Origin of the sequence: Paenibacillus sp. JDR-2 (genome assembly GCF_000023585.1) — a bacterium.
Lineage (GTDB): Bacteria > Bacillota > Bacilli > Paenibacillales > Paenibacillaceae > Pristimantibacillus.
Genome location: NC_012914.1, coordinates 7100213 through 7121516 on the forward strand (window position 1 = coordinate 7100213; position 21304 = coordinate 7121516).

The 21304-nt window shown below is 51.6% G+C and carries 20 protein-coding genes; 11 read left to right on the top strand and 9 right to left on the bottom strand.

Features of this window, described 5'->3' with window-relative positions; translation table 11 throughout:
* Positions 1 to 32: 32 nt before the first annotated feature.
* The 7 genes from PJDR2_RS31220 to PJDR2_RS31250 all read left to right on the top strand — a co-directional run bounded on the left by PJDR2_RS31220 (position 33) and on the right by PJDR2_RS31250 (position 6188).
* Positions 33 to 1433 carry an ABC transporter substrate-binding protein gene (locus tag PJDR2_RS31220; RefSeq protein WP_015847748.1) on the top strand — a complete coding sequence of 467 codons (1401 nt, stop codon included), beginning with the start codon at positions 33 to 35 and terminating at the stop codon, positions 1431 to 1433.
* Between the two features lie 82 nt (positions 1434 to 1515).
* Positions 1516 to 2391, top strand: coding sequence for a carbohydrate ABC transporter permease (locus PJDR2_RS31225; protein WP_015847749.1), 876 nt, complete (start codon positions 1516 to 1518; stop codon positions 2389 to 2391).
* An 18-nt stretch (positions 2392 to 2409) separates the two neighbouring features.
* A complete protein-coding gene (locus PJDR2_RS31230; protein WP_015847750.1) occupies positions 2410 to 3255 on the top strand; it encodes a carbohydrate ABC transporter permease in 846 nt (281 codons plus the stop codon).
* Between the two features lie 34 nt (positions 3256 to 3289).
* Complete coding sequence (locus tag PJDR2_RS31235) at positions 3290 to 3970, top strand: N-acetylmannosamine-6-phosphate 2-epimerase (protein WP_015847751.1); 681 nt, start codon at positions 3290 to 3292, stop codon at positions 3968 to 3970.
* A 5-nt stretch (positions 3971 to 3975) separates the two neighbouring features.
* Positions 3976 to 4827 (top strand): ROK family protein, encoded by an 852-nt coding sequence (locus PJDR2_RS31240; RefSeq protein WP_015847752.1) that lies wholly within the window; start codon positions 3976 to 3978, stop codon positions 4825 to 4827.
* A gap of 10 nt (positions 4828 to 4837) precedes the next feature.
* Positions 4838 to 5692, top strand: a complete 855-nt coding sequence (locus PJDR2_RS31245) for a MurR/RpiR family transcriptional regulator (protein WP_015847753.1) — start codon at positions 4838 to 4840, stop codon at positions 5690 to 5692.
* 25 nt (positions 5693 to 5717) lie between these two features.
* Positions 5718 to 6188, top strand: a complete 471-nt coding sequence (locus PJDR2_RS31250; protein ID WP_015847754.1) for a YhcH/YjgK/YiaL family protein — start codon at positions 5718 to 5720, stop codon at positions 6186 to 6188.
* A gap of 10 nt (positions 6189 to 6198) precedes the next feature.
* Here PJDR2_RS31250 and PJDR2_RS31255 read toward each other — a convergent pair whose 3' ends face one another.
* A complete protein-coding gene (locus PJDR2_RS31255) occupies positions 6199 to 6888 on the bottom strand; it encodes a helix-turn-helix domain-containing protein (RefSeq protein ID WP_015847755.1) in 690 nt (229 codons plus the stop codon).
* Positions 6889 to 7049: 161 nt separating this feature from the next.
* Between PJDR2_RS31255 and PJDR2_RS31260 the strand changes: the two genes are divergently transcribed.
* The 4 genes from PJDR2_RS31260 to PJDR2_RS31275 all read left to right on the top strand — a co-directional run bounded on the left by PJDR2_RS31260 (position 7050) and on the right by PJDR2_RS31275 (position 11613).
* Entirely contained in the window at positions 7050 to 8135 is a 1086-nt protein-coding gene (locus PJDR2_RS31260) for an NAD(P)-dependent alcohol dehydrogenase (RefSeq protein ID WP_015847756.1), read from the top strand.
* A gap of 185 nt (positions 8136 to 8320) precedes the next feature.
* Positions 8321 to 9835, top strand: coding sequence for an MDR family MFS transporter (locus PJDR2_RS31265; RefSeq protein WP_015847757.1), 1515 nt, complete (start codon positions 8321 to 8323; stop codon positions 9833 to 9835).
* 45 nt (positions 9836 to 9880) lie between these two features.
* Complete coding sequence (locus tag PJDR2_RS31270) at positions 9881 to 10843, top strand: helix-turn-helix transcriptional regulator (RefSeq protein WP_015847758.1); 963 nt, start codon at positions 9881 to 9883, stop codon at positions 10841 to 10843.
* A gap of 26 nt (positions 10844 to 10869) precedes the next feature.
* Entirely contained in the window at positions 10870 to 11613 is a 744-nt protein-coding gene (locus tag PJDR2_RS31275) for an SDR family NAD(P)-dependent oxidoreductase (protein WP_015847759.1), read from the top strand.
* Positions 11614 to 11673: 60 nt separating this feature from the next.
* Here the strand turns inward: PJDR2_RS31275 and PJDR2_RS31280 are convergent, their stop codons facing one another.
* The 8 genes from PJDR2_RS31280 to PJDR2_RS31315 form a co-directional block, all read right to left on the bottom strand.
* Entirely contained in the window at positions 11674 to 11937 is a 264-nt protein-coding gene (locus PJDR2_RS31280; RefSeq protein ID WP_015847760.1) for an HPr family phosphocarrier protein, read from the bottom strand.
* On the bottom strand, positions 11937 to 13655 hold the full coding sequence (gene ptsP, locus PJDR2_RS31285; protein WP_015847761.1) for a phosphoenolpyruvate--protein phosphotransferase: 1719 nt from the start codon (positions 13653 to 13655) through the stop codon (positions 11937 to 11939). Before ptsP ends, PJDR2_RS31280 begins: the two co-directional genes overlap by 1 nt.
* A 42-nt stretch (positions 13656 to 13697) precedes the next feature.
* Positions 13698 to 14849 (bottom strand): mannitol-1-phosphate 5-dehydrogenase, encoded by a 1152-nt coding sequence (locus PJDR2_RS31290; RefSeq protein ID WP_015847762.1) that lies wholly within the window; start codon positions 14847 to 14849, stop codon positions 13698 to 13700.
* Positions 14849 to 15283, bottom strand: coding sequence for a PTS sugar transporter subunit IIA (locus tag PJDR2_RS31295; protein ID WP_015847763.1), 435 nt, complete (start codon positions 15281 to 15283; stop codon positions 14849 to 14851). The genes PJDR2_RS31290 and PJDR2_RS31295 overlap by 1 nt, the downstream gene beginning before the upstream one ends.
* Positions 15280 to 17343, bottom strand: coding sequence for a BglG family transcription antiterminator (locus tag PJDR2_RS31300; protein ID WP_015847764.1), 2064 nt, complete (start codon positions 17341 to 17343; stop codon positions 15280 to 15282). The genes PJDR2_RS31295 and PJDR2_RS31300 overlap by 4 nt, the downstream gene beginning before the upstream one ends.
* A gap of 85 nt (positions 17344 to 17428) precedes the next feature.
* Complete coding sequence (locus PJDR2_RS31305) at positions 17429 to 18895, bottom strand: PTS mannitol transporter subunit IICB (RefSeq protein ID WP_015847765.1); 1467 nt, start codon at positions 18893 to 18895, stop codon at positions 17429 to 17431.
* 261 nt (positions 18896 to 19156) lie between these two features.
* Complete coding sequence (locus PJDR2_RS31310; RefSeq protein ID WP_015847766.1) at positions 19157 to 19618, bottom strand: hypothetical protein; 462 nt, start codon at positions 19616 to 19618, stop codon at positions 19157 to 19159.
* A 125-nt stretch (positions 19619 to 19743) separates the two neighbouring features.
* Positions 19744 to 21177 carry an MDR family MFS transporter gene (locus PJDR2_RS31315; protein WP_015847767.1) on the bottom strand — a complete coding sequence of 478 codons (1434 nt, stop codon included), beginning with the start codon at positions 21175 to 21177 and terminating at the stop codon, positions 19744 to 19746.
* Positions 21178 to 21304 lie beyond the last annotated feature (127 nt).

The window sequence follows — 21304 nt, forward strand, 5'->3', positions numbered from 1 at the left end:
CAGATCCTAACACGAAAAGGGAGCGGTTAAAGATGAAGAAATGGTCCATGGGCATTACCGCGGTAACGATTATGGCTTTGCTCGCGGGATGCTCCGGCAATGCCAAAAACGAAGGTTCAAGCGCAAACGGCGGCGGTAATTCGAAAGGTAAAGAAAAGGTCGCGATTAACGTATGGCTGACTCCGCAATGGAAAGGCGTGCTGGATGCAACCGAGCAAGGCGCCGATTACGACAGCTTCCTGAAATACGCGGCCAAGAAATTTACCGAGCAATACGACAAATATGACGCGGACATTAAAGTGGAGGTCATCGCCGGCGATCAGCGCGACCAGCTGCTGAATGTCAATCTTAACGGCGGAACCGCTCCAAACGTCTTCTTCGAAAGCACATTCGCCATGGGCGACTACGTGCACCGCGGCGCGCTTGAGCCGCTTACCGACATCATCGACGACAATGCGAAGAGCGATATCGCCCAGAACTACTGGGATATGGTGACGTTTGGCGACGATATTTACTTCTACCCGTTCCAGAACAATCCGGGAACGCTCGTCTACAACGCGGATATGTTCAAGGCAGCCGGACTCGAGCAATACGTCGGCGGGGAGAACGAGATCAAGACCTGGACGCTTGCCGAATACGAGCAAATTCTTGAAGGCCTCAAGACCAAGCTTCCTAAAGATAAATACTCCAACGCATACCCGATGGCGCTGTTTGCGGTCAACAACCAGGGAGATACCTGGAACCTGTCTTACCTGAGAATGTTTGGTTTGGACTTCTTCGATAAGGACGGCAATATCGTGCTTGGCGAGAACGGCGTTAAATCGGCGGCATGGCTGAAGAAAATCTACGACGCCAAGTATACAAACCCGGGTGCTGAATCCGTCTCCTCCAATGACGCAAACGCCATGTTCCAAAACCAGCAGCTCGCCATCAGCTTTACGAACCCGGTTCTGTTCAACGGCATTAAAGCCAACATGGCAAGCGGCACTTCTCCTAAGTTCGATGTCAGACTGGCGAATATTCCTTCGGAAAGCGGCGATCCGCTGACCTTCACTTACGTCGTTGGCGCAAGCGTATTCCAATCCAAAGATCCGAAGAAAACCGAAGTGGCCAAAGACTTCGTGAAGTTCTTCTCCAGCGATCCGGAGCTCGTGAAATCGTCGAAAAACGGCATTCCGGTGCGCGCATCGGTCATTAAAGAGCTGAGCGGCGAGAATCCTTTCTTTGCGGCCTACGATGCGAACTCCAAATACATTTTCAACTTCAGCGGCAACGTTCCGGGCTACAGCCAATTGCGCGAGGCGCTTTATCCGGAGCTGCAGGCTTTGTACATGGGGGCAAAAACGCCTGAGCAAGCCATTAAAGACTATGTAGCTAACGGGAATAAGGTTATTCAATCCAACAAAGAAAACTCGGTCATTTATAAGAAATAGCTAGGTTAGACAAATAAACAGGATCAGCGGCTCTTCGTCTTCGGGAAAGCAAGAAGAGCCGCTAATCGGAAAGGCAGCCACCATGCGCATTCGGAACAGTTTTGTGAAAGAGAACCTTACCGGCTATTTGTTTATTTTACCGCAAATGCTCATTTTCCTTGCTTTTCTCGTGTATCCGATACTGGAAGGCATCCGGCTCAGCTTTTATAAAATCAATTACCAGAATGAAAGCTTTGTAGGCTTCGACAATTACGCAGCTTTGTTTAATGATCCCGTCTTTTTCAAAGCGCTCGTGAATACGGTCGTGTTTGTTGTATTTATCGTTCTGTTAACCGTAGGCTTTGCCTTGTTTGTGGCATCCGCCATCTTCGATAAAAATGCCAAGTACGTTTCCTTCATCCGGGGAAGTTACTATATACCGGTCATGGTCTCCATGGTCGTCATGAGTATGGTGTGGAGTTTCCTGCTTAATCCGGCTAACGGCCTCATCTCCTATTTTGCAAAAGAAGCAGGGCTGGGTACGGTCAATCTGCTCGGCAATACGCAAACGGTAATGCCCGTTATTATCTTCGTGACGTTCGCCGGCAACGTTGGTCAGTCGATTATTCTTTATATCGCTTCCATGATCGGGGTATCCAAGGACCTCTTCGAAGCCGCCGAGGTGGACGGGGCAAGCAGATGGCAGGTTATAACGAAAATCCTGATCCCTTCGGTTCAACCGACCACGATCTACATTACGATCATCAACATTATTGCCGTGCTGAAGATCTTCGTCGTTATTCAGCTTCTCACAGGCGGCGGGCCTAACAACGGTTCCGTCACCCTCATGTATTACTTGTACAATAACGCGTTCAAATACAACCAGCTTGGCATAGCTTCCGCAGTTGGCGTTATCATGTTCGCCATCACCTTGCTGCTGTCGATCCCTCAATTAAAGGCCATGCTCAAACAGAAGTAGAAGCGAGGAGTTGAAATCATGATGTCGCAACCGAAGAAAGCAAATAAACTGCAGCCCTTTGATCTGGTGTCGAATATTCTGGTTACCTTCTTTGCGGTAATCAGCTTGTTCCCTCTATATTGGCTGTTCACCAGCTCCTTGAAAAACAGCTCCGATGTGGTGAAGATGCCGCCGGACTGGTGGCCCGCTTCCATTACCTTCGCCAACTACTTCGATATTTTTCGGAACCAGCCCGCTTTAAGATGGACGTTCAACAGTATCTTTGTTGCCGGAGCCACGACGATTCTCGTCATTGCCGTTGGCTCGATGGCGGCTTACGCGTTCTCGAAGATCCATTTCAAAGGCCGGCAGATCATCTTTATCGTGTTTATTTCGAGCCTGATGATTCCAAAAGAAATTATGATTGTCCCCCTATTCCGGATTGTGCAGGATTTCGGCATGGTCAACAGCTTCCACGGTATGATCTGGCCTAACGTAGCCGGCGCATTTGGGGTATTCCTGCTGAAGGGCTTTTTCGACAGTACGCCGGATGCGCTGCGGGAAGCGGCCAAAATCGACGGTGCCGGGGAGTGGCGGGTATTCCTGCAAATCATGCTGCCTATCGTCAAGCCGGGCATCGGTGCCTTGTTTATTTTGAACTTCGTGCAGATTTGGAACGATTACCTGTGGCAGCTTGTGATCGGCCAGGAGAAGACCATGAAGACCCTGATGGTTGGGACCGCGACCCTGATGCAGGACCTCAATCCGAACTTTGCTTACAAAATGGCGGGAGCAACCGTTGCGGCGGTTCCCATGCTGATTATCTTTATTTTGTTCCAGCGCTACTTCACTTCCGGAGCTACGGCCGGTGCCATTAAGGAATAGCTTCATACATTGAGAGAAGAGAGAGGTCATTGGCATGAATAACTTGTTTGAGCGAATACAAGGAAAGCTGGTCGTCTCCTGTCAGGCGCTTCCCGAAGAACCGCTGCACAGCCCGTTTATTATGGGGAAAATGGCCTATGCCGCTTCGCTTGGCGGAGCGGCTGGCATCCGGGCGAACAGCGTGGAGGACATCCGCGAGATCAAGACGCGGGTTAACCTGCCGATTATCGGCATTATTAAGCAGGTATACGGGGATTGTCCCGTCTTCATTACGCCAACAATGGCAGAAGTGGATGCTCTCTGCGAGGAAGGCGTTGAGCTTATCGCCATGGACGCTACGGACCGAGTAAGACCGGACGGATCGACGATCGACGAGCTGTTCCCCCGCATCCGAGCGAAGTATCCGAACCAGCTGTTTATGGCGGACTGCTCGACCTGCGAGGAAGCGCTGCAAGCCGTCCGGCTTGGCTTCGATTGCGTGGGCACAACGTTAAGCGGTTACACGGAAGCAACGAAGGGCCAAGTGCTTCCTGACTTCGGACTGATTACCAAGCTGGTGCAAACCTTGGACGTACCCGTCATTGCCGAAGGCGGTATTTCGACGCCGGAGGAGCTGCGAGCCATGTTTGACCTTGGCGCGTATTCCGCCGTTGTTGGCTCGGCTATTACAAGGCCGATGGACATTACGAAACGTTTTCTGAAAGCGCTGGAGTAGGTCTCATGCGGATTCTATCGGCGGATATCGGCGGCACCCAAACAAAGCTTGGTCTTTGCGATGAGCACGGGAACATTGAGCGGTTCACGGAGTATTCCACGGAGAGTGCCCGGGGCGGGCCTCATGTCATTAAGCGGCTGATGGAGCAGATGTCTTCATACTCGGGTTATGACCGCATCGCAATCAGTACGGCCGGACAAGTAAACGCCGAGGAAGGCTCTATCGTCTACGCCAATGCGAATATTCCGGATTACACCGGCATGCAGATAAGCAAGATCGTTGGCGAACGTTTTGACGTGCCGGTAAAGGTGGAAAACGACGTAAACGCGGCGGCGCTTGGCGAAGCCCGTTACGGCGCCGGCAAAGACATTGCAGATTTCTTATGTCTTACCTTTGGAACCGGCATAGGCGGCGCTATTGTCATTAACAACCGGCTCTATAAAGGAGCGAATGGGGTTGCGGCGGAGTTCGGCCATATGTTCACGCATCCGTCGTCCTACTATGAAAGCTTCGCCTCCACAACCGCCCTGGTAAACGAGGCGCGGCAGGCCGATCCGTCCTGCGTCAACGGCAGAACGTTATTCGAGTTGATTCAACAGGGCAATGAGCAGCTGGGCGGGATCTTGAATAGATGGATTGACGAGGTCAGCCTTGGCCTCGCTTCCTTGATTCATATCTTTAACCCGGCGGCTATCGTTGTTGGCGGCGGCGTTATGGAGCAGCTGCCGCTAGTAGAACGCGTAGAAGCGAGAACCAAATCGCTGATTATGAGCAGCTTCGCGGGAGTTTCCATCCGTCCGGCTGCGCTGGGCAACAAAGCCGGCTTGCTTGGGGCGGCATCCTTGTTTCTAAGCTAGGGGGGACGATTTGCGGGAGATCAGCATTACCTCAACGATTCACTCTCACTACAACCGGTTTACGGCCACGGAGAAAAAAACAGCCGATTATATTTTGGAGCATGCCGATGCCGTCGTCTATATGTCGATTACGGATCTGGCCGAGGGCTGCGGCGTAGGGGAGGCCAGCATCTTTCGGTTTTGCAAAGCCTTGGGCTTTAAAGGCTATCAGCAGTTCAAGATTGCGCTCGCCCACAGCATCTCCGCGGATAATGAAATTCCGCAGCTCTCCGGCCAGGTAAAAATACAGGATACGCTGGAGGACGCCGTCTCCAAGACGCTTCAGAGCAACATCAATGCACTAAATGAAACGTTCAAGCTTATTCAGCTGGACAGCATCAACCGGGCGATTGATCTGCTTATCCGGTCCGACCGGTTTATTTTCTACGGAGTTGGCTCGTCCTTAATGACAGCGATGGAAGCGAACAACAAGTTCATGCGCATTACGAACAAGACCGGCTGCTCCGTTGATTCGCATCAGCAGGCGATGTCGGCTGCTCTAATGGGCGAGAGGGATGTCGCGATTATTATTTCCTATTCCGGTTCAACCAAGGATTCCATTGAGGTCGCAAAAAAAGCCAAAGAACGGGGAGCGGCGATTATTGTCATTACCCGCTTCGTCAAATCGCCGTTGACCTCCTATTCGGACATCACTTTGTTGTGCGGGGCCAACGAAGGACCGCTGCAGGGCGGCTCCTTATCGGCAAAGATCGCGCAGCTCTATTTGCTTGACGTGCTGTATGTCGAATATTTTAAACGCACCTATGAAGCATCCATCGTAAACAAGGAGAACACGTCGGCGGCGGTTGCCGTCAAGCTGTTCTGAAAGGCAGAAAGGGGAACAGGCCATTATGATACTTGGTTTATTATCCGGGGAGAATGATTATAGTTCCGGCGGCTATGCCGTAATTGACGAAGCCCTGCGGGCTTTGCGCCAATGGAGCGAGAAGAAGGAATGGCCGGAGGGCAGGCTGGAGCTGCGAGGTGACCAGCTTTATATCAACTTCATGTCCTTCGATACGAAGAGCCAAGAGGAGCAGGTTGCGGAAAAGCATGAGCAATACCTCGATATTCATTATTTAATCGAAGGTTCCGAGCAGATCGGATGGTCGCCGCTGCGAGAGGGTATGATTCCATCCCAGCCTTATGACGAAGCGGACGACTATGCGTTATACGCCCCTCAAGCCGACGAGCAATTGTTGGCAATGAAGCCGGGTATGTACGCCGTCTTTTTCCCTGATGACGTTCATCGTCCGGGCATGGGCGACGGTTCGCCAATTAAGAAAGCTGTCGTTAAAATTCACAGGGCGCTGCTGTTGTAGCGCCTTTTCCTTATAATAAAAGATTTGCCCGATACAAATTGGCTACCGCCTCCGTCCGGTTGCGGCTGGATGTTTTCAGCATGACGTTATTTATGAAATACTTTACAGTGGATTCGGCAATGTTAAGAAAAGGAGCGATTTCTTTCGTCGTGAAACCGTCCGCAATGTATTGCATCACGCGCAGCTCTTTTTCGCTAAGCGCATAGGCTGCACGCGCAGCCGGCGAATGCTTGAGATGGAGCAATTGCTTCATCTGCTCCCCATAGCCCTGGACATAGCGGTTCATTTCGTCGTTATATTCAAACTGAATATTAATGGCGCACATAAAGGCAATAATGACGTTGTTCACGAGTATGGGCAATACAAGCATATTTTCTACAGGCTCATTCAGCGTATATTTCGACGACAGCCGGATTTGAAAGGCTTCTCCATCCAAATACGCAACCCTCTTCAGTTGAAGCGCATCATAAAGGACGGGAATCGTCCGTACATCGTCATGCCAATGCGATATCGCTTTAATCATTCCCTGCTCGCAAGTGAAGATTCCGTCCATACGTTGGTCGAATATCGAATACCGGAACAAATGGACAAGCTGGCAAGGGAAATGGTTCCGAAACGCTTTTAACAACTCCGACAGCTTCTCGTTTACCGAGTCCATCGATTGAATATACAACAGCTCTTTATCCAGGCTTGCATCCATGCCCAGTCCCCCTTTAGTCCTATGCCCAAAACTATACTAAAGGATAGTCAAACAATCAATTTTATCCTTTTGAGCAGGGTCGTTTTATACTTTTCTCTAACTGTGGCGCTTCGGAGAATCTACTTATAATTGAAGTAGATCATCTGAAAGGGGTTTCAACCATGAAGATTAAAGCCGCATTGACCAAAGAAATCGGCTCGCCGTTTGAACTTGAAGAAATCGAATTAGCCGCGCCAAAAGCAAATGAAGTGCTTATCAAAATCGTAGCTTCCGGAGTTTGCCATACGGACGCAACGGTCCGCGATACGGGCATGACGCCGTTCCCGGCCGTGCTGGGCCATGAAGGCTCGGGCATTGTTGAAGCCGTCGGCGACAATGTCAAAGGCTTTGCGCAAGGCGATCATGTCGTCATGTCATTCGCTTCCTGCGGGGAGTGCAAGAACTGCAAAGAGGGTCATCCCGCTTACTGCTATCAATTTATGCCGCTGAACATGGGCGGAAAAATGGAGGACGGAACTTCCCGCTTGCATCATCACGGCGCCGAGGTGTCCAACTTCTTCGGACAATCCTCGTTCGGCACCTTTGCCATCGTGCATGAACGCAATCTGGTGAAGGTCGACAAAGATGTCGAACTGGCTCTTCTTGGCCCGCTTGGCTGCGGCATTCAAACGGGAGCAGGCTCCGTATTAAACGTGCTGCGGCCAACCTTTGGTTCAAGCATTGCGGTGTTTGGCGCGGGCGGAGTAGGCTTAAGCGCGGTAATGGCCGCAAAAATTGCAGGCTGCGAGAAAATTATCGTCGTGGACGTGCACGAGCAGCGCTTGAAGCTGGCGCAAGAGCTTGGTGCCACGCATGTCATTAACGGCAAAGAAGTGAATGCCCAAGAGGAATTAATGCGCATTACGGGCACTGGCGTTAATTATGTCGTGGAAACAACCGGCGTAGGACCTGTCGTGCTGCAGGCGATTCGCTCCTTGGCGCAGCTGGGCGAAATGGTCAGTCTGGCGGCAATGGCGAATATTGAAGTGCCGTTTATGGAGATTACGGGCTTTGGCCGTAAAATTATGGGCGTAACCGAAGGCGATTCCGTTCCTCATACGTTTATTCCAAAGCTTATTTCGTACTATAAGAACGGACAATTCCCGTTCGATAAGCTTGTGAAATACTTTGATTTCGACCAAATCAACGATGCGTTTGCCGCGTCCAAGACAGGCGAGGTCATTAAGCCTATTCTTAAAATGAACTAAAAAGATTCCTTAAACCAATAGCAGGTGCCCAAGAGGCGCCTGCTATTTTTTGCTGCCCAACTTTTTAAAATAATTAACTAAGAAGCCTTTCTTCCCTGACACACTGTTGTCAACAAGGGTAGCTTATGATGATCTCAGATGATTGTTCAGCAATCAATTCAGGAAGAAGAAAGGAATGGTATGGAATGACGAATAAACTAGGCGCCATCATTGGAGGACTGCTGCTGGCCATTCTGATGGCATCCATGGACAACACGGTTGTGTCAACGGCGATTGGCACAATCGTAGGAGAGATGGGAGGACTCGATAAGTTCGTCTGGGTCACTACCGCCTATATGGTCGCGGAAATGGCCTGTATGCCGATCTTCGGCAAGCTTTCCGATATGTACGGCCGCAAGCGGTTTTTCATCTTTGGGATTATCGTGTTTATGATCGGCTCGGCGCTCTGCGGCATGGCCCATTCGATTATTGAGTTAAGCATTTACCGGGCTGTCCAAGGAGTTGGAGCCGGTGCGATGGTATCCATTGCGTTTACGATTTTGTTCGATGTGGTGTCCCCGAAGGACCGCGGCAAAATGATGGGAGCGTTTGGAGCGGTATTCGGCTTATCCAGCGTAGTTGGCCCTTTGCTTGGCGGCTATATTACGGATCACCTCAACTGGTCGTGGATCTTCTACATTAACCTTCCGCTTGGCTTCATTGCCCTGCTGATGATTGCCTTGTTCTACAAGGAATCGGCAGCTCATTCGAGGCAGCGTATTGACTGGGCCGGATCCATCCTTCTCGTAGGAGCTGTTGTCTGCTTTATCTTCGCGCTGGAGCTTGGCGGCAAAACCTATGCCTGGGATTCTCCGCAAATTATCGGTCTGTTTGCCGGGTTTGCCGTTCTTGCCTTCCTGCTTGTACTGGTCGAGAGAAAAGCGGCCGAACCTATCATCTCGTTTGGCTTATTCCGCAGCAGACTGTACACCACAAGCAATCTGGTCGCTATGCTTAGCGGCGCGGCTTATATGACGGCAGCAATTTTTATCCCGATCTACGTGCAGGGCGTCATTGGCGGCTCCGCCTCTAACTCCGGTCTAACCCTATTGCCCATGATGGTTGGTTCGGTTGTCACCGCAACGTTAGGCGGCTTCCTCATGACGAAGCTGCAGTACCGGACGATTATGATAGGAACGCTGTCCATCCTGTTCATAGGCCTTGCTCTGCTATCGCAAATTACGGTAGAATCTTCTCGACTTTTCATCACGGGAATCATGATTTTGATTGGTCTTGGAATTGGTGCTTCCTTCTCGGTATTAAGCAGCTCGGTGCTTCATTCGTTCCCTGCCGCGCAGCGCGGCGCGGCAAGCTCGACCTTGAATTTCAACCGTTCCCTTGGCATGTCGCTTGGCATTACGATCTTCGGGATTATTCAAAGCCACAGCATGCTCTCAAAGCTTACCGAATTGCTTAGTAACGGCACGGTTCCCCCTGGCTTGAATTTAAACGATCCGCATTCCTTGCTAAATCCGGCATTCCGGCAGACCGTCGATCCTCAGCTTCTGGATACGATAACGGCAGGGCTGTCGAGCTCTATTGGCGCGACCTTTGCCTGGAGCCTGATCCCTGCAGCATTAGCGTTAGTTGCGGCATTCCTGATGTCGAAGGATAAAATGGAGGCGGCTGCCGAAGGCGAAGAATTCGCGGCCGCACACTAATCATATAACGGCATGCTGCAGCATGCCGGTTTGGGAGAGATAACGATGAAGCTGGAACGGTTAATGGCCATTACGATTTTGTTGCTTAATCGAAAGCGGGTACAGGCGCAGGAGCTGGCGGAGCAGCTGGAGGTTTCCTTGCGTACCATCTATCGCGATCTCGATTCGCTTGGTCAGGCTGGCATTCCCATTGTCTCCTACACCGGCATGGAGGGCGGTTACGAGATCATGGACAGCTTCCGGCTGGACCGGCAGCTCTTGTCCTTTGATGAGCTGACCGCTCTCTTCACGGCGCTGCGCGGACTGGAATCAACAAACGCTTATGACCGCTCGAATATGGATCTCCTCCTTAGCAAGGTTGGCGCCATGGTGGCACAGGCCGAGCAAGGCCGTACAGGTGAAGGAGACCGTATTCAAGTGGATTTCACCCCTTGGAAGAACAGCGAAGAGGATCAAGCGCGGTATGACCAGCTCCGTCAAGCTGTTAATGACCGTAAGCTGATCCGGTTTCACTATACGAGCAGAACCGGCGGCGAGCAGGAGCGCGAGATCGAGCCTATGGCCCTTGTTCTGAAGAACTATGCCTGGTATCTTCACGGCTATTGCCGCTTGCGCGAGGATTACCGCATCTTCAAGCTGACGCGTATCCGGCAATTGAGTATTCAAGCCGGCACCTTTACTAGACGGACAGAATCGCTGGAACAGCTGAACGACCGGTGGAATTCAGCCCGGAGAAGAGACGAAAGCGAGGGAATCCCTGCCGTCCTGCGGTTTAAAGCGGCGGCTGCCCTATCCGTAATGGACCATTTCGACGAGAAAAATATCGAACGGCTGCCGGACGGACAGCTTATTGTGCGGATGACCTACTCGAGCGAGCACTGGCTGATCCGTAACATTCTTCATTATATGACCGATGTTATCGTGCTCGAGCCCGCCTCGGTTGCGGCAAAGATTAAACAGACCGCTCTGGCTATCGCGCGTCAGTACGGCGGGTTGGAGCAGGAATAAGTCACTCTGAAGGAGGCTTGCTCATCATGTCTTTGCAAGGAAAAGTAGCGGTTGTTACAGGTGGTGCCCAGGGGATCGGGAGAGCGGCTTGCATGCAGCTCGCCAAACAAGGGGCGAAGATTGCAGTAAGTGATTTCGAAAGGGATTTAACCGCGGTGGTCTCCGAAATCAGGGATAATGGCGGCGAGGCCATAGCCATTCCGGCTGATGCACGCAGCAAGGAGCAAATGGAACAGCTTGCCCAGACCGTCATTCATACCTTTGGACAAATCGATGTACTCGTATGCGCCGCAAGTCAATCAGCCGAAGCGGCCAGCTTTGCCGAGCTCTCTTGGGAATCCTTCGAAAGTCAGTTGACCGGCGAATTAAAAGCCGTCTTTGAGCCAACGAAGGCTGTAATAAAAGTAATGACGGAGCAGCAATCCGGCCGAATCATTTACCTGTCCAGCACGGAAGGAAAAGATCCTACCCCGCAATATATCGCCTTTGGTACAGCTAAGGGAGGCCTGGATACCTTTGCCCGGTATATTGCGCAAGAGTTTGGCCCCTACGGGATCTCCGCCAATGTTGTGGCACCCGGATTCGTCAGGTTCGATGAAGCCTTCATGATATCGGAAGAAGAAAGCCGCGTGATAGGCAGCTTTACCCCGCTTGGCCGGATTGCCGAGCCGGAGGATGTGGCGGAGGTTATTGCTTTTCTCGCCGGGGATGGCGCCCGGTTCCTGACGGGCACCTACACGCCCGTTACCGGCGGCCTTGTCATGGAGTAAGGCATCCATAAAATAGAAGAAGGCCCGCTGCAGCTGCAGCGGGCCTTCTTCTATTTGCATCTATTCTTCGTAAATCTTGGTCAGCATAGCGCCCAGAGCGTTAAGCGCCTCTTCCTCGCGCTCGCCGTCCACTTCCAGCGTTACCTCGTCGCCTTTTGCCAGACCTAGGGTCAACAGGCCAAGCGAGCTTTTGCCATTTACTTTCTTAGTTCCTTTGATCAGATTCACATTGCAAGGGAACTCCGATGCCGCCTGAACAAAAAGCTTTGAAGGACGGGCATGGAACCCGGATGGATGGATAACGGTATAGGTTTGCGATAGCATTATTGTGGTCTCCTTTGCTTAACGAATTGTTGCACTTCTTCCTGCGTGCTCATGGCAAGGGCTTCAACCGCCAGAACTGCCCATTCCGGCTTGGACAGTTGCCCAATCAGCTCGCGGGCAGGCAATATGGAGCCCGCACTCATGCTGAACTCGTCTAATCCCATTCCGAGAAGGAGAGGGATGGCCGTCTGGTCGCCCGCCATTTCGCCGCACATGCCGGCCCAAATGCCAGCCCGTTCAGCCGCCTTGATGACCATGTTCACAAGTCTCAGGATAGAAGGATGATACGGCTGATACAGATAAGCCACCGATTCGTTCATACGGTCGGCTGCCATTGTGTATTGGATCAGGTCGTTTGTACCGATGCTGAAGAAATCTACTTCCTTGGCAAAAATATCGGCTCCAATCGCGGCAGCCGGAATTTCGATCATCATGCCCACTTCGATCGAGCCCGACACCTGAACCCCTTCCTGCTCCAGCTTCGCGCGTTCTTCCTCAAGAATACGCTTTGCTTCGCGAAGCTCGCTCAGCACAGCAATCATCGGGAACATGATGTTCAGCTTGCCATGCACGCTTGCCCGGAGTAATGCCCGGAGCTGGGTACGGAACAAGTCTTCCCGCTTGAGGCATAAACGAAGCGCACGCAGTCCCAGGAAAGGGTTGCTTTCCTTCGGCAGCTCCAGATAAGGAAGCTCCTTGTCTCCGCCGATATCCAGCGTACGAATAACGACGCGTTTGCCGTCTAATTTCTCAAGCACATGCTTGTAAATTTGGAACTGCTCTTCTTCCGTAGGGAACGAGTTGCGCCCCATATAGAGAAACTCCGTGCGGAACAGCCCCACGCCGTCGGCGCCGTTTTCCAGCACTTTCTCCAGGTCTTCAATGCTGCCAATGTTTGCTGCAAGCTCGAGATGCTCGCCATCGGCCGTTACCGACGGCTGCTGTGCAAGACGCTTCAGCCGTACTCTGCGCTCATCGTATTGCTTCTTTTTCTCCTGATACTCGGCCAGTACTTCTTCCGAAGGATCCACAATCACCTTACCTTCCGTCGCATCCATAATAACCAGGACGCCATCCGCAACAGCTGCTGCCGAAGGGCCCGCGCCTACTATCGCGGGAATCTCAAGCGATCTTGCCATAATAGCGGAATGCGAAGTACGGCTTCCAATCTCCGTTACAAAGCCGCGGATATAGGTCAGGTCCAGCTGTGCGGTATCCGATGGCGTCAGATCCTCTGCCAGGATGATGGTCTCCTCGGAAATGCCGGACAGCGAAGCATACGGCTTGCCGATCAGGTGACTCATTACCCGCCCGGAGACATCCTTGACGTCGGCTGCGCGCTCGCGGACCATCTCATTGTCCAGCTCAAGAAGCATCTCGACAACGGCTGTCGTCACTTCGTGCAAAGCATATTCCGCATTAAGCTTCTCGTCTGCGATTTTGTCGAGCACCGAATCCACAAGATCCGGATCCTCCAGCAGAAAAAGATGCGCTTCGAAAATTTCCGCTTTTTGCGCGCCTAATCTTTGCTCGGTTTTTACGCGGATCTCTTCGATCTCGCCTTTGGATTTCTCGATTGCCTGCCGGAAACGGCCGGCTTCCGCCTCAACATCCGTAATCGTCTGCTGCTGCGGGATATATGGTGAATGGTTGAACCGAAACGCCTTTGCTATAGCAACTCCGGGAGATGCGGCAACACCGGTAATTATATTAGCCATACTGCATACCTCACTAATGTTTGTTTTTCTCAAACGTTGTTCTTAACGCTGATTTGCAACAGCTTCGTAGCTTTCAATGATCAGCCCGTATACCGGATGTCCTTCCGGAATCGAAGTATAATGCGACACGGTTTGTCCGATACCCTTATCTTTAATCGATTGCTGCAGCTCGACAGCTTCCGGATCATCGGCGTTAACGAAGTTAAGCGCCGCCGCCATTACTTTTACTAACTGAACGGGCTTGATTCCTTGCTCATGGGCTTGCAAAGCCGGCTTCACAAGACGGTCATTGGGCGACAGCTTGCGGATCGGCGACCGTCCAACGCGGGTAACCTCGTCGGTCAACTGGTCGTTGCGGAACCGTCCGATAATCTTCTCGATATATCGGTCATGTTCTGCTTGGTCAAAGCCATATTGCGCAACAAGTACGGCCCCCGTCTCCCTCAAGGTCGCCTTCACTTCACCAACGATTGCTTCATCAGCCATCGCCTGCTGGATTGTCTCGTATCCCCGAAGGCTTCCCAGGTAAGCTGCGGCGCAATGCCCCGTGTTCACCGTGAATAATTTGCGCTCGATATAAGGCATAAGATTGCTTACGTAATGAACACCCGCAACCGGTTTGTACCCTTCGAACATCGCGGTTTCGTCTACGACCCACTCGTAAAACGGCTCAACCGTTACCTCAAGAGGATCCTCATTATGCTGAATCGGAACAATCCGGTCGACGGCCGCATCGGGAAAAGCAATAAGCTTCGATGCCTTCGCCTTTGTCTCTTCATCGAGATGTCCGAATACATGCTCTTTCAGCTGGGTGCTGCCGCCGATAGCATTCTCGCAGGCGATAATATGCAGCGGGCCTCCCCCGGATTCGATCCGCTTCTCGATCCCGCGGGCGATGCCCGCCGCAATATGCCTCAGGATGTTGACCCCTACGGCTGTAGTCACTAGATCGGCCTCCGCCACCGCTGCCGTAACATCGTCTATTTTTGTTCCGTCAATAGCGGTTACGCCCGTCACCTGCAGTTGATCCTTGGCTTCGTTTGCCAGCGTTACCGAGTAGGCTCCGCGCTTCTGAAGCTCCGTAACAAGCGCCTGGTTGACGTCGGAGAAAATAACTTCATAGCCCGATTGCGAAAGAAGGAGTCCGATAAAGCCGCGTCCGATGTTGCCCGCTCCAAAATGTAAAGCCTTCATTATTCCATCCCGCTTTCGAAGATCTCGATCATCTCTTCGGCAGTGGAAGCCTTCAAGATCCGTTCCAGATTGTCGTCGTCGGAGCAAACCATCGCTACATTCGTCAGAATGTCCAGATGATCGTCGCCAACCGCCGCGATTCCGATGACCAAATGCGCGGTATTTCCTTCGCCGAAATCAACGCCAGCCGGAATTTGAACGATGGACAGACCCGTCGATTTGATGGAGCCCTTCGATTCGTTTGTTCCGTGAGGGATAGCAAGGCCGCCGCCCATGTAAGTAGATAGGGACTGCTCGCGTTCAACCATGCTTTCCACATAGCTTGGATCAGCATGACCGGCATTAACCAGCAGTTCTCCAGCCAGACGAACCGCTTCGAATTTATCCTTTACTGCTGCATTCAATTTCACCTTATCCGTAGACAAAATACTCATTGTACGTCACTCGCTTCCGCTTTTATATTGAAAAACATTCTAAGATGTATGGTTAAATAATCTCTAATTTCCGCTTCATTGCCCGCTTCGAGCAAATCAATCATGACCGTATCGAGCAGCATGGCGCTTATTTCGCTTAGTACCTCGAGCGCTTCCTTCGTTAAGGTCCGGGGCGCCAGCATTAATAAAAAGTGGCTTAAACGGGATGGCGATGCCATCTCCAAAGTAAGTGGGTCTTCTAATCGGTATAACGAGAGCGATGGCCTTGTTATCTCTTCGCCGCGGGTATGAAATAACGCTACCGCGGTTCCCGGTATCATCTGACTGCCGCTCTGTTCACGCTGCATTAGCCGCTCAGCCACTAGACCGGAATTCGTTAGCACGCCTTTAGCCTCTTCCCGCGTGCAGGCTTCTTCCAGAATAACCGGCAAGACCCCGCTCTTCTCCTTAATCTGAATAACCTCAAAGCGCCTGATCAGACTTACCATCTCATCGAGCGTCGTCTTTAGGCTGACTAGCTGCTCGAAGGTAGAGGCCTCGCTTACCGCTTTCTCTTCCTTGGTCAGTGCGCCGTCCCTCTTCTGGATTAAGCCCGTCTGGACGAAAACTCTCAACCGGTCCGTCTCTGCCTGCGTCAGGAGAGGACTGACCTTGATATATTGCTCACCGTTTAGAGGCAGATCTACCGTGGAAATGATCAGATCGTATTTGTCCTTCTCCGTCCTTGATGCCTCGTACCACGATACGCGGTCAACGATATGAATTTCCGGAAGCTCCTTCTGGAGCCTGATCTGCAGCAGCTTGGAGGAGCCGATGCCGCTTGAGCAGACGAGAATGGCGCGGACATTTTGCCGCAGCTGCTTCAGCCGTTCCAGCGATGCTCCAAAATGCATAACGAGGAATCCGACTTCTTCATCCGGCACAACCATATCGGTAAAGACGCGATTTGCCGCTTTGCGAACGACGTTGAATAAAGACGCATAATCCTTCTTGATCTGATCAAGAAGCGGATTTCGGATATTCGTGCCTTCATTCAGCCTCTGCAACGCATCCTTCAAATGGAGGAATAGTCCGTCGCGCAGAGAGCGGTCCTTATTGTAATCGGCTCCCATTGCGTGCTGCGCATACTCAATCAGGGAACGCACCGTATCGGTTAAGACCAGGTCATCCGCAGGGAGCACGGATAGATCGTCGCTCTGGACTGAACGCAGCAGCCTGCCGATATAAGCTGTCTCTGACGGCGGAAAAGTTCGTTCCGTCAAAGCAGCTAACCTCTCCGTCAGATATACCGCATCGGATTCCTGACGTAATGCCTCAACGGATGAAGCTTCAACCGTCTTGCCCGCTCTGATTCGCCGCAGCGCAATAGACAGCCTGATCAGCAGATCGGTATAAGCACTCTCGCTTAAGCGGCTGCCCCCGTATTCTTCCCAGCTCCATAGGATTTTCTCAACAGCTTCCATTTCCGATTGACCAACAATCGCAAGCAGCCGCCGGTCAAGGGAATGGGCCGGAAGCTCGTTGCGGCTGGAAATCAACTCCGTATCTTCGAACCGGTCCCTGATGATCTGGCGGATCATCTCCCGAAGGTGCTCTTCCTGGCCGGTAAGCTCTATCCCGTAACCTCTTCTCCGGGTCAAGGTAACTTCAAACCTCTGTACCCATTGGTCAAGATCGTCCAGATCATTGGCTACGGTAGGAATCGTCACCTTGAATTCATGCGCCAGAGTAAACAGCTTAACTGGCTCCTCGCTCTCGAGAAGGAGGCAAAGTAAATAAATCTGTCTTTCCTCCGGCGAGAACTCGATCTCCTCCGACACGGATACGAGCTGGGCTAATCGGTCAAGCGCCGCTTGCTCACCCTGAAGCCGTATGCCGGAGCCTGATTTCTTAAGCAGCCTTGCGCCTTCGGCACGCAGGATCTCCTCTACCGCTGCCAGCTCTCGGTGTACGGTTCTGGAACTCACCTGAATCTCTTCTGCTATTTGCGCCGCCGTCAGATCGTGATCGTTCCGCAGCAGCAGCTCTAGAATTCGGCGGGACCGGCTGGATATACGCATTCACACAACCCTTCCTATAACGATAGAATGGCCCCAACGCCGGAAAATAATCTCCAGCGCTGGCAGCCTTGATGAGAAAGGTTTCTTACGAAAGCCGGTCTACGAGTTTGTCATACTCCGGACTTTTCAAGAAATTATCTATTGAAATATGCTCGGCTTTTGGCGCCTGAATTTTAGCGCGGTCCGTCAGCGTTTTATGCGTAATAACAATATCGGCATCGCCGGGAATATCGCTGATTGCCGTATTAATGACGGTAACGTCCGAACCGGCGGCTTTCATCTTCTTGCGAAGAATGGATGCGCCCATTGCACTGGAACCCATGCCCGCGTCGCAGGAGAAGACGATTTTATGAACGTCCTCTTTCGCTTTGACCGTATCGCTTGCTGCTTCAGCATGTTCAACAGCTTGCGGAGCCGCAACTGCTGTTGCCGCACCCGCCGTATTGCCTGCCGCCTTCATTTCCTTCATTCTTGCCGAAGCTTGTTCGAGATCGTCTCCGTCCTCGGCTTCTTTCTTCGTTGTCTTAAGCAGCAAAGCCGCAATAACAAACGAAACAATAGCAGCGGTTACGATACCGCTCAAAGCTGCAAGAAGGCCGCCCTTTGGAGCCATGGCAATGTAAGCAAAGATACTGCCCGGCGAAGGAGGAGCAACAAGACCCGCACCAAACAGCGAGAAGGTGAATGTACCTGTAACGCCCCCGGCAATAACCGCCAGAATCAGTCGCGGATTCATCAGAATGTACGGGAAGTAAATCTCATGAATACCGCCGAAGAAGTGAATAATCGCTGCGCCGGAAGCCGATTGCTTCGCCGAGCCGCGGCCGGCAATCATATAAGCAAGCAGAATACCAAGGCCTGGACCCGGGTTGGACTCCAGCATGAAGAGAATCGATTGCCCCGTCCGGGACGCTTCTTCTAATGCAATTGGACTCAGAACGCCATGGTTAATGGCATTGTTAAGGAACAGAATTTTTGCAGGTTCAATAATAATGTTAGCCAGCGGGATCAGGTTATGGTTAACCAGGAACTCCACACCGTTAGATAGAATTTTGGTTAACTGTTCGATAACCGGACCAACGCCGGAATAAGAAATCAGCGTAAGAATTGCGCCGATAATGCCAAGCGAGAAGTTGTTCACCAGCATTTCGAAGCCGGATTTGATTTTCCCCTCGATTGATTTATCGAATTGCTTCAATACCCATGCGGCCAGCGGACCGCAAATCATAGCCCCGAGGAACATCGGGATGTCCGTACCAACGATGATGCCCATTGTCATCAGAGCGCCAATAACGCCGCCGCGCTGCTTATGAATCATCGTACCGCCCGTATAACCGATCAGAAGCGGAAGCAGATACTTGATAATCGGATCAACTAGCTTTGCAAGGGTTTCGTTAGGCAGCCAACCCGTAGGGATGAACAACGCCGTAATGATCCCCCATGCTATAAAAGCACCAATATTGGGCATGACCATACCGCTGAGAAAACGTCCAAATTTCTGGACTCCCACCCGGATACCTCCGGTTGGAGAACTGTTTTGCACTTGCTGCATATTTGGGTTCCTCCTCTATAAAATCGCTTTCTTTTTTACCGGTCCGGCAGTGCCGCCGGATTACTATCATCGTAATTCAAGCCCGCTTCCAGAACAACAAAAGGAAAACGAGGTTTTGTCAATCATACTGTTGACAACATTTAATTAGATTATGAACGACAAAAAGCCACCCCTTATAAAAAGAGTGGCCTGTTGGTATTGGGCGGAGGATGCTTTAGGCAACTAAGCTCCGCCCGTCCATTTATTTTACCAAAAACTTTCTTAGTATTCGCCTTTAATGACAAAAAACGAACCGCGGATCGTACCGGCCAGCTTGGATTTCTGTCTGGCGAACTTGAACTTCCCTTCCAGCTCCTGCGGCACTTCCATCCCTTCGGAAAGCTTGAAGCCAACGGCCCGCTTCTTCGCATCATCTACCGTGTACATAACGTTGAGAGCCAGTCCGTCCTCATAGAAGACGTAGGTAAATTTGATATTCTCCACTTGGAACTGCGACGTTTCGAGCGGTTTTGCCGAGAATTCGATATTACGCTCTTTCAAGATTCGGTTCACGTAATCCAGAGCTTCTTGACTCTCGCTCGCGGGTACAACCGTAAATTCATGCTTGTATTTGTTCATGAAATATCGAGCTTCGTTCGCACGAAGACCAGCTAGCGTTTCTACTACAGGCGAAGACTCCAAGCCAACGGTAGACACATTTTTAAAATCAACGGTGTAGGACATTCCTATTCCTCTTCTCTCGCGAAATTTTCCTATTAACAGGATTCCTAATCTATCAGATATTATACCAAAAAATGTTTTATAGAAAGCTTCTGCCTGTAAAGTTTCCTTCGTGAGCGGAATTCGGCTTACGTCTCTTGTTGTTTCTTGCGGTTAGACAATAATAAGGCCGGGAGGAAGGAAACGGCCGCAAAACCGACCGACCACCAGAAAGCGACCTGATAAGCATCGGCAAGGGCGGCAAGGCTCCCGCCGGCACCGCTTTTTAGCTGGTGTCCGATAACCGTTGCCAGGACTGCGGAACCGAATGCTCCCCCAATCGTCTGGAAGATCCGCGTCGAGATGCTGGCATGCGGAATTTGCTCCCTCTGCAGTCCTTCATAAGCGGAGACCATAATCGGAATAAAAATGCCGTTCATCGCCGCCCCGCGTACAAGCTGTGCCACGCTCAGCACGATATGGCTCGTATCCGTTCCCGCAAAAGCGAACGGAATGCTGGACGCCAGCGTGACCGCCAAGCTGACAAGCACAATGTTTCTGGAGCCTGCGCGGTCGGCCAGTTTTCCAATCCAGCTCCTCGTAAGCAGCATCCCAATCCCCTGAGGAATCAAGAGAAGCCCCGTCGTTAGTACGCTTTCGCCGCGGACCTGCTCGTAATAGAGCGGGAGCAGCAGCAAGGCACCGTTCATGACCATACCCGAGAAGAACAAAATGATGTTGGATGCCAGGAAATGCCGGGAACGGAAAAGATGCAAATCAAGCAATGGAGCTTGTTTCGTGCGCAACGCATATACGATGTAGGCAGCCGTCAATACAACCCCGGCCGCCAGCGGAATCATGGCCCCTGCCGATGAAAGCCCCTCGGAGCTAATCTGTGAAATCCCATAGATGAGAGCCGCGAATGCCGGAGACAATAGCAAAAGTCCAAGAAAATCAAATTTCGGTCTTCCTGCGGCTGCTTCGCTCTTGGGAATGTGCCGCCAGGACAGCCAGAGCGCAACCAGCATAACCGGTATGTTTACATAGAAGATCCAGCGCCAGCTCATGTTGTCCATAATTAGCCCGCCAATGACCGGACCAAGAATCGGACCGATCAGCGTTGGGATACTAATAAGCGCGATCAGCCTTCCGAGCCCGCGTCCTCCTGCCGATTGAACAAGCACGTTCGTTATCGTAGGGACGAGCAATCCCGCTCCAGCTCCTTGCAATAACCGGAAACCGATCAAGCTTTCGGTGTTCCAGGCCAGCGAGCATAGCAGTGACGAGACAAGAAACACCACCAGCGAGAACAGATATAAGTTCTTCCCGCCGAACCGCTGTATGGCCCATCCCGATACCGGCACCGCCAATCCCATCGTGAGCACATATCCCGTAATCACCCATTGTGTGGTCGATACCGTGCTGTGCAAATCGACCGTAAGCGTATTGATCGCCACGTTAATCATGGTTGAGTCCAGCAAGGGAACAATAGCTCCAAGAACAAGAATAAGCGCGATTTTTAAAATGCCGGGATCAATCTTTTCCTTTGGAGCTTTGACTGCCTTCGCTTGGCTTTTGGCCATGGCTGTTCACCTCTTCGCAATTTAGGGTACGGTACGTACCGTACCTTATTTCAATACAATATTATAATTCTAGCGAAAATGCAATATACTATTTACAAGAGTCTAGAAGGACGTTGTCCTAACACAA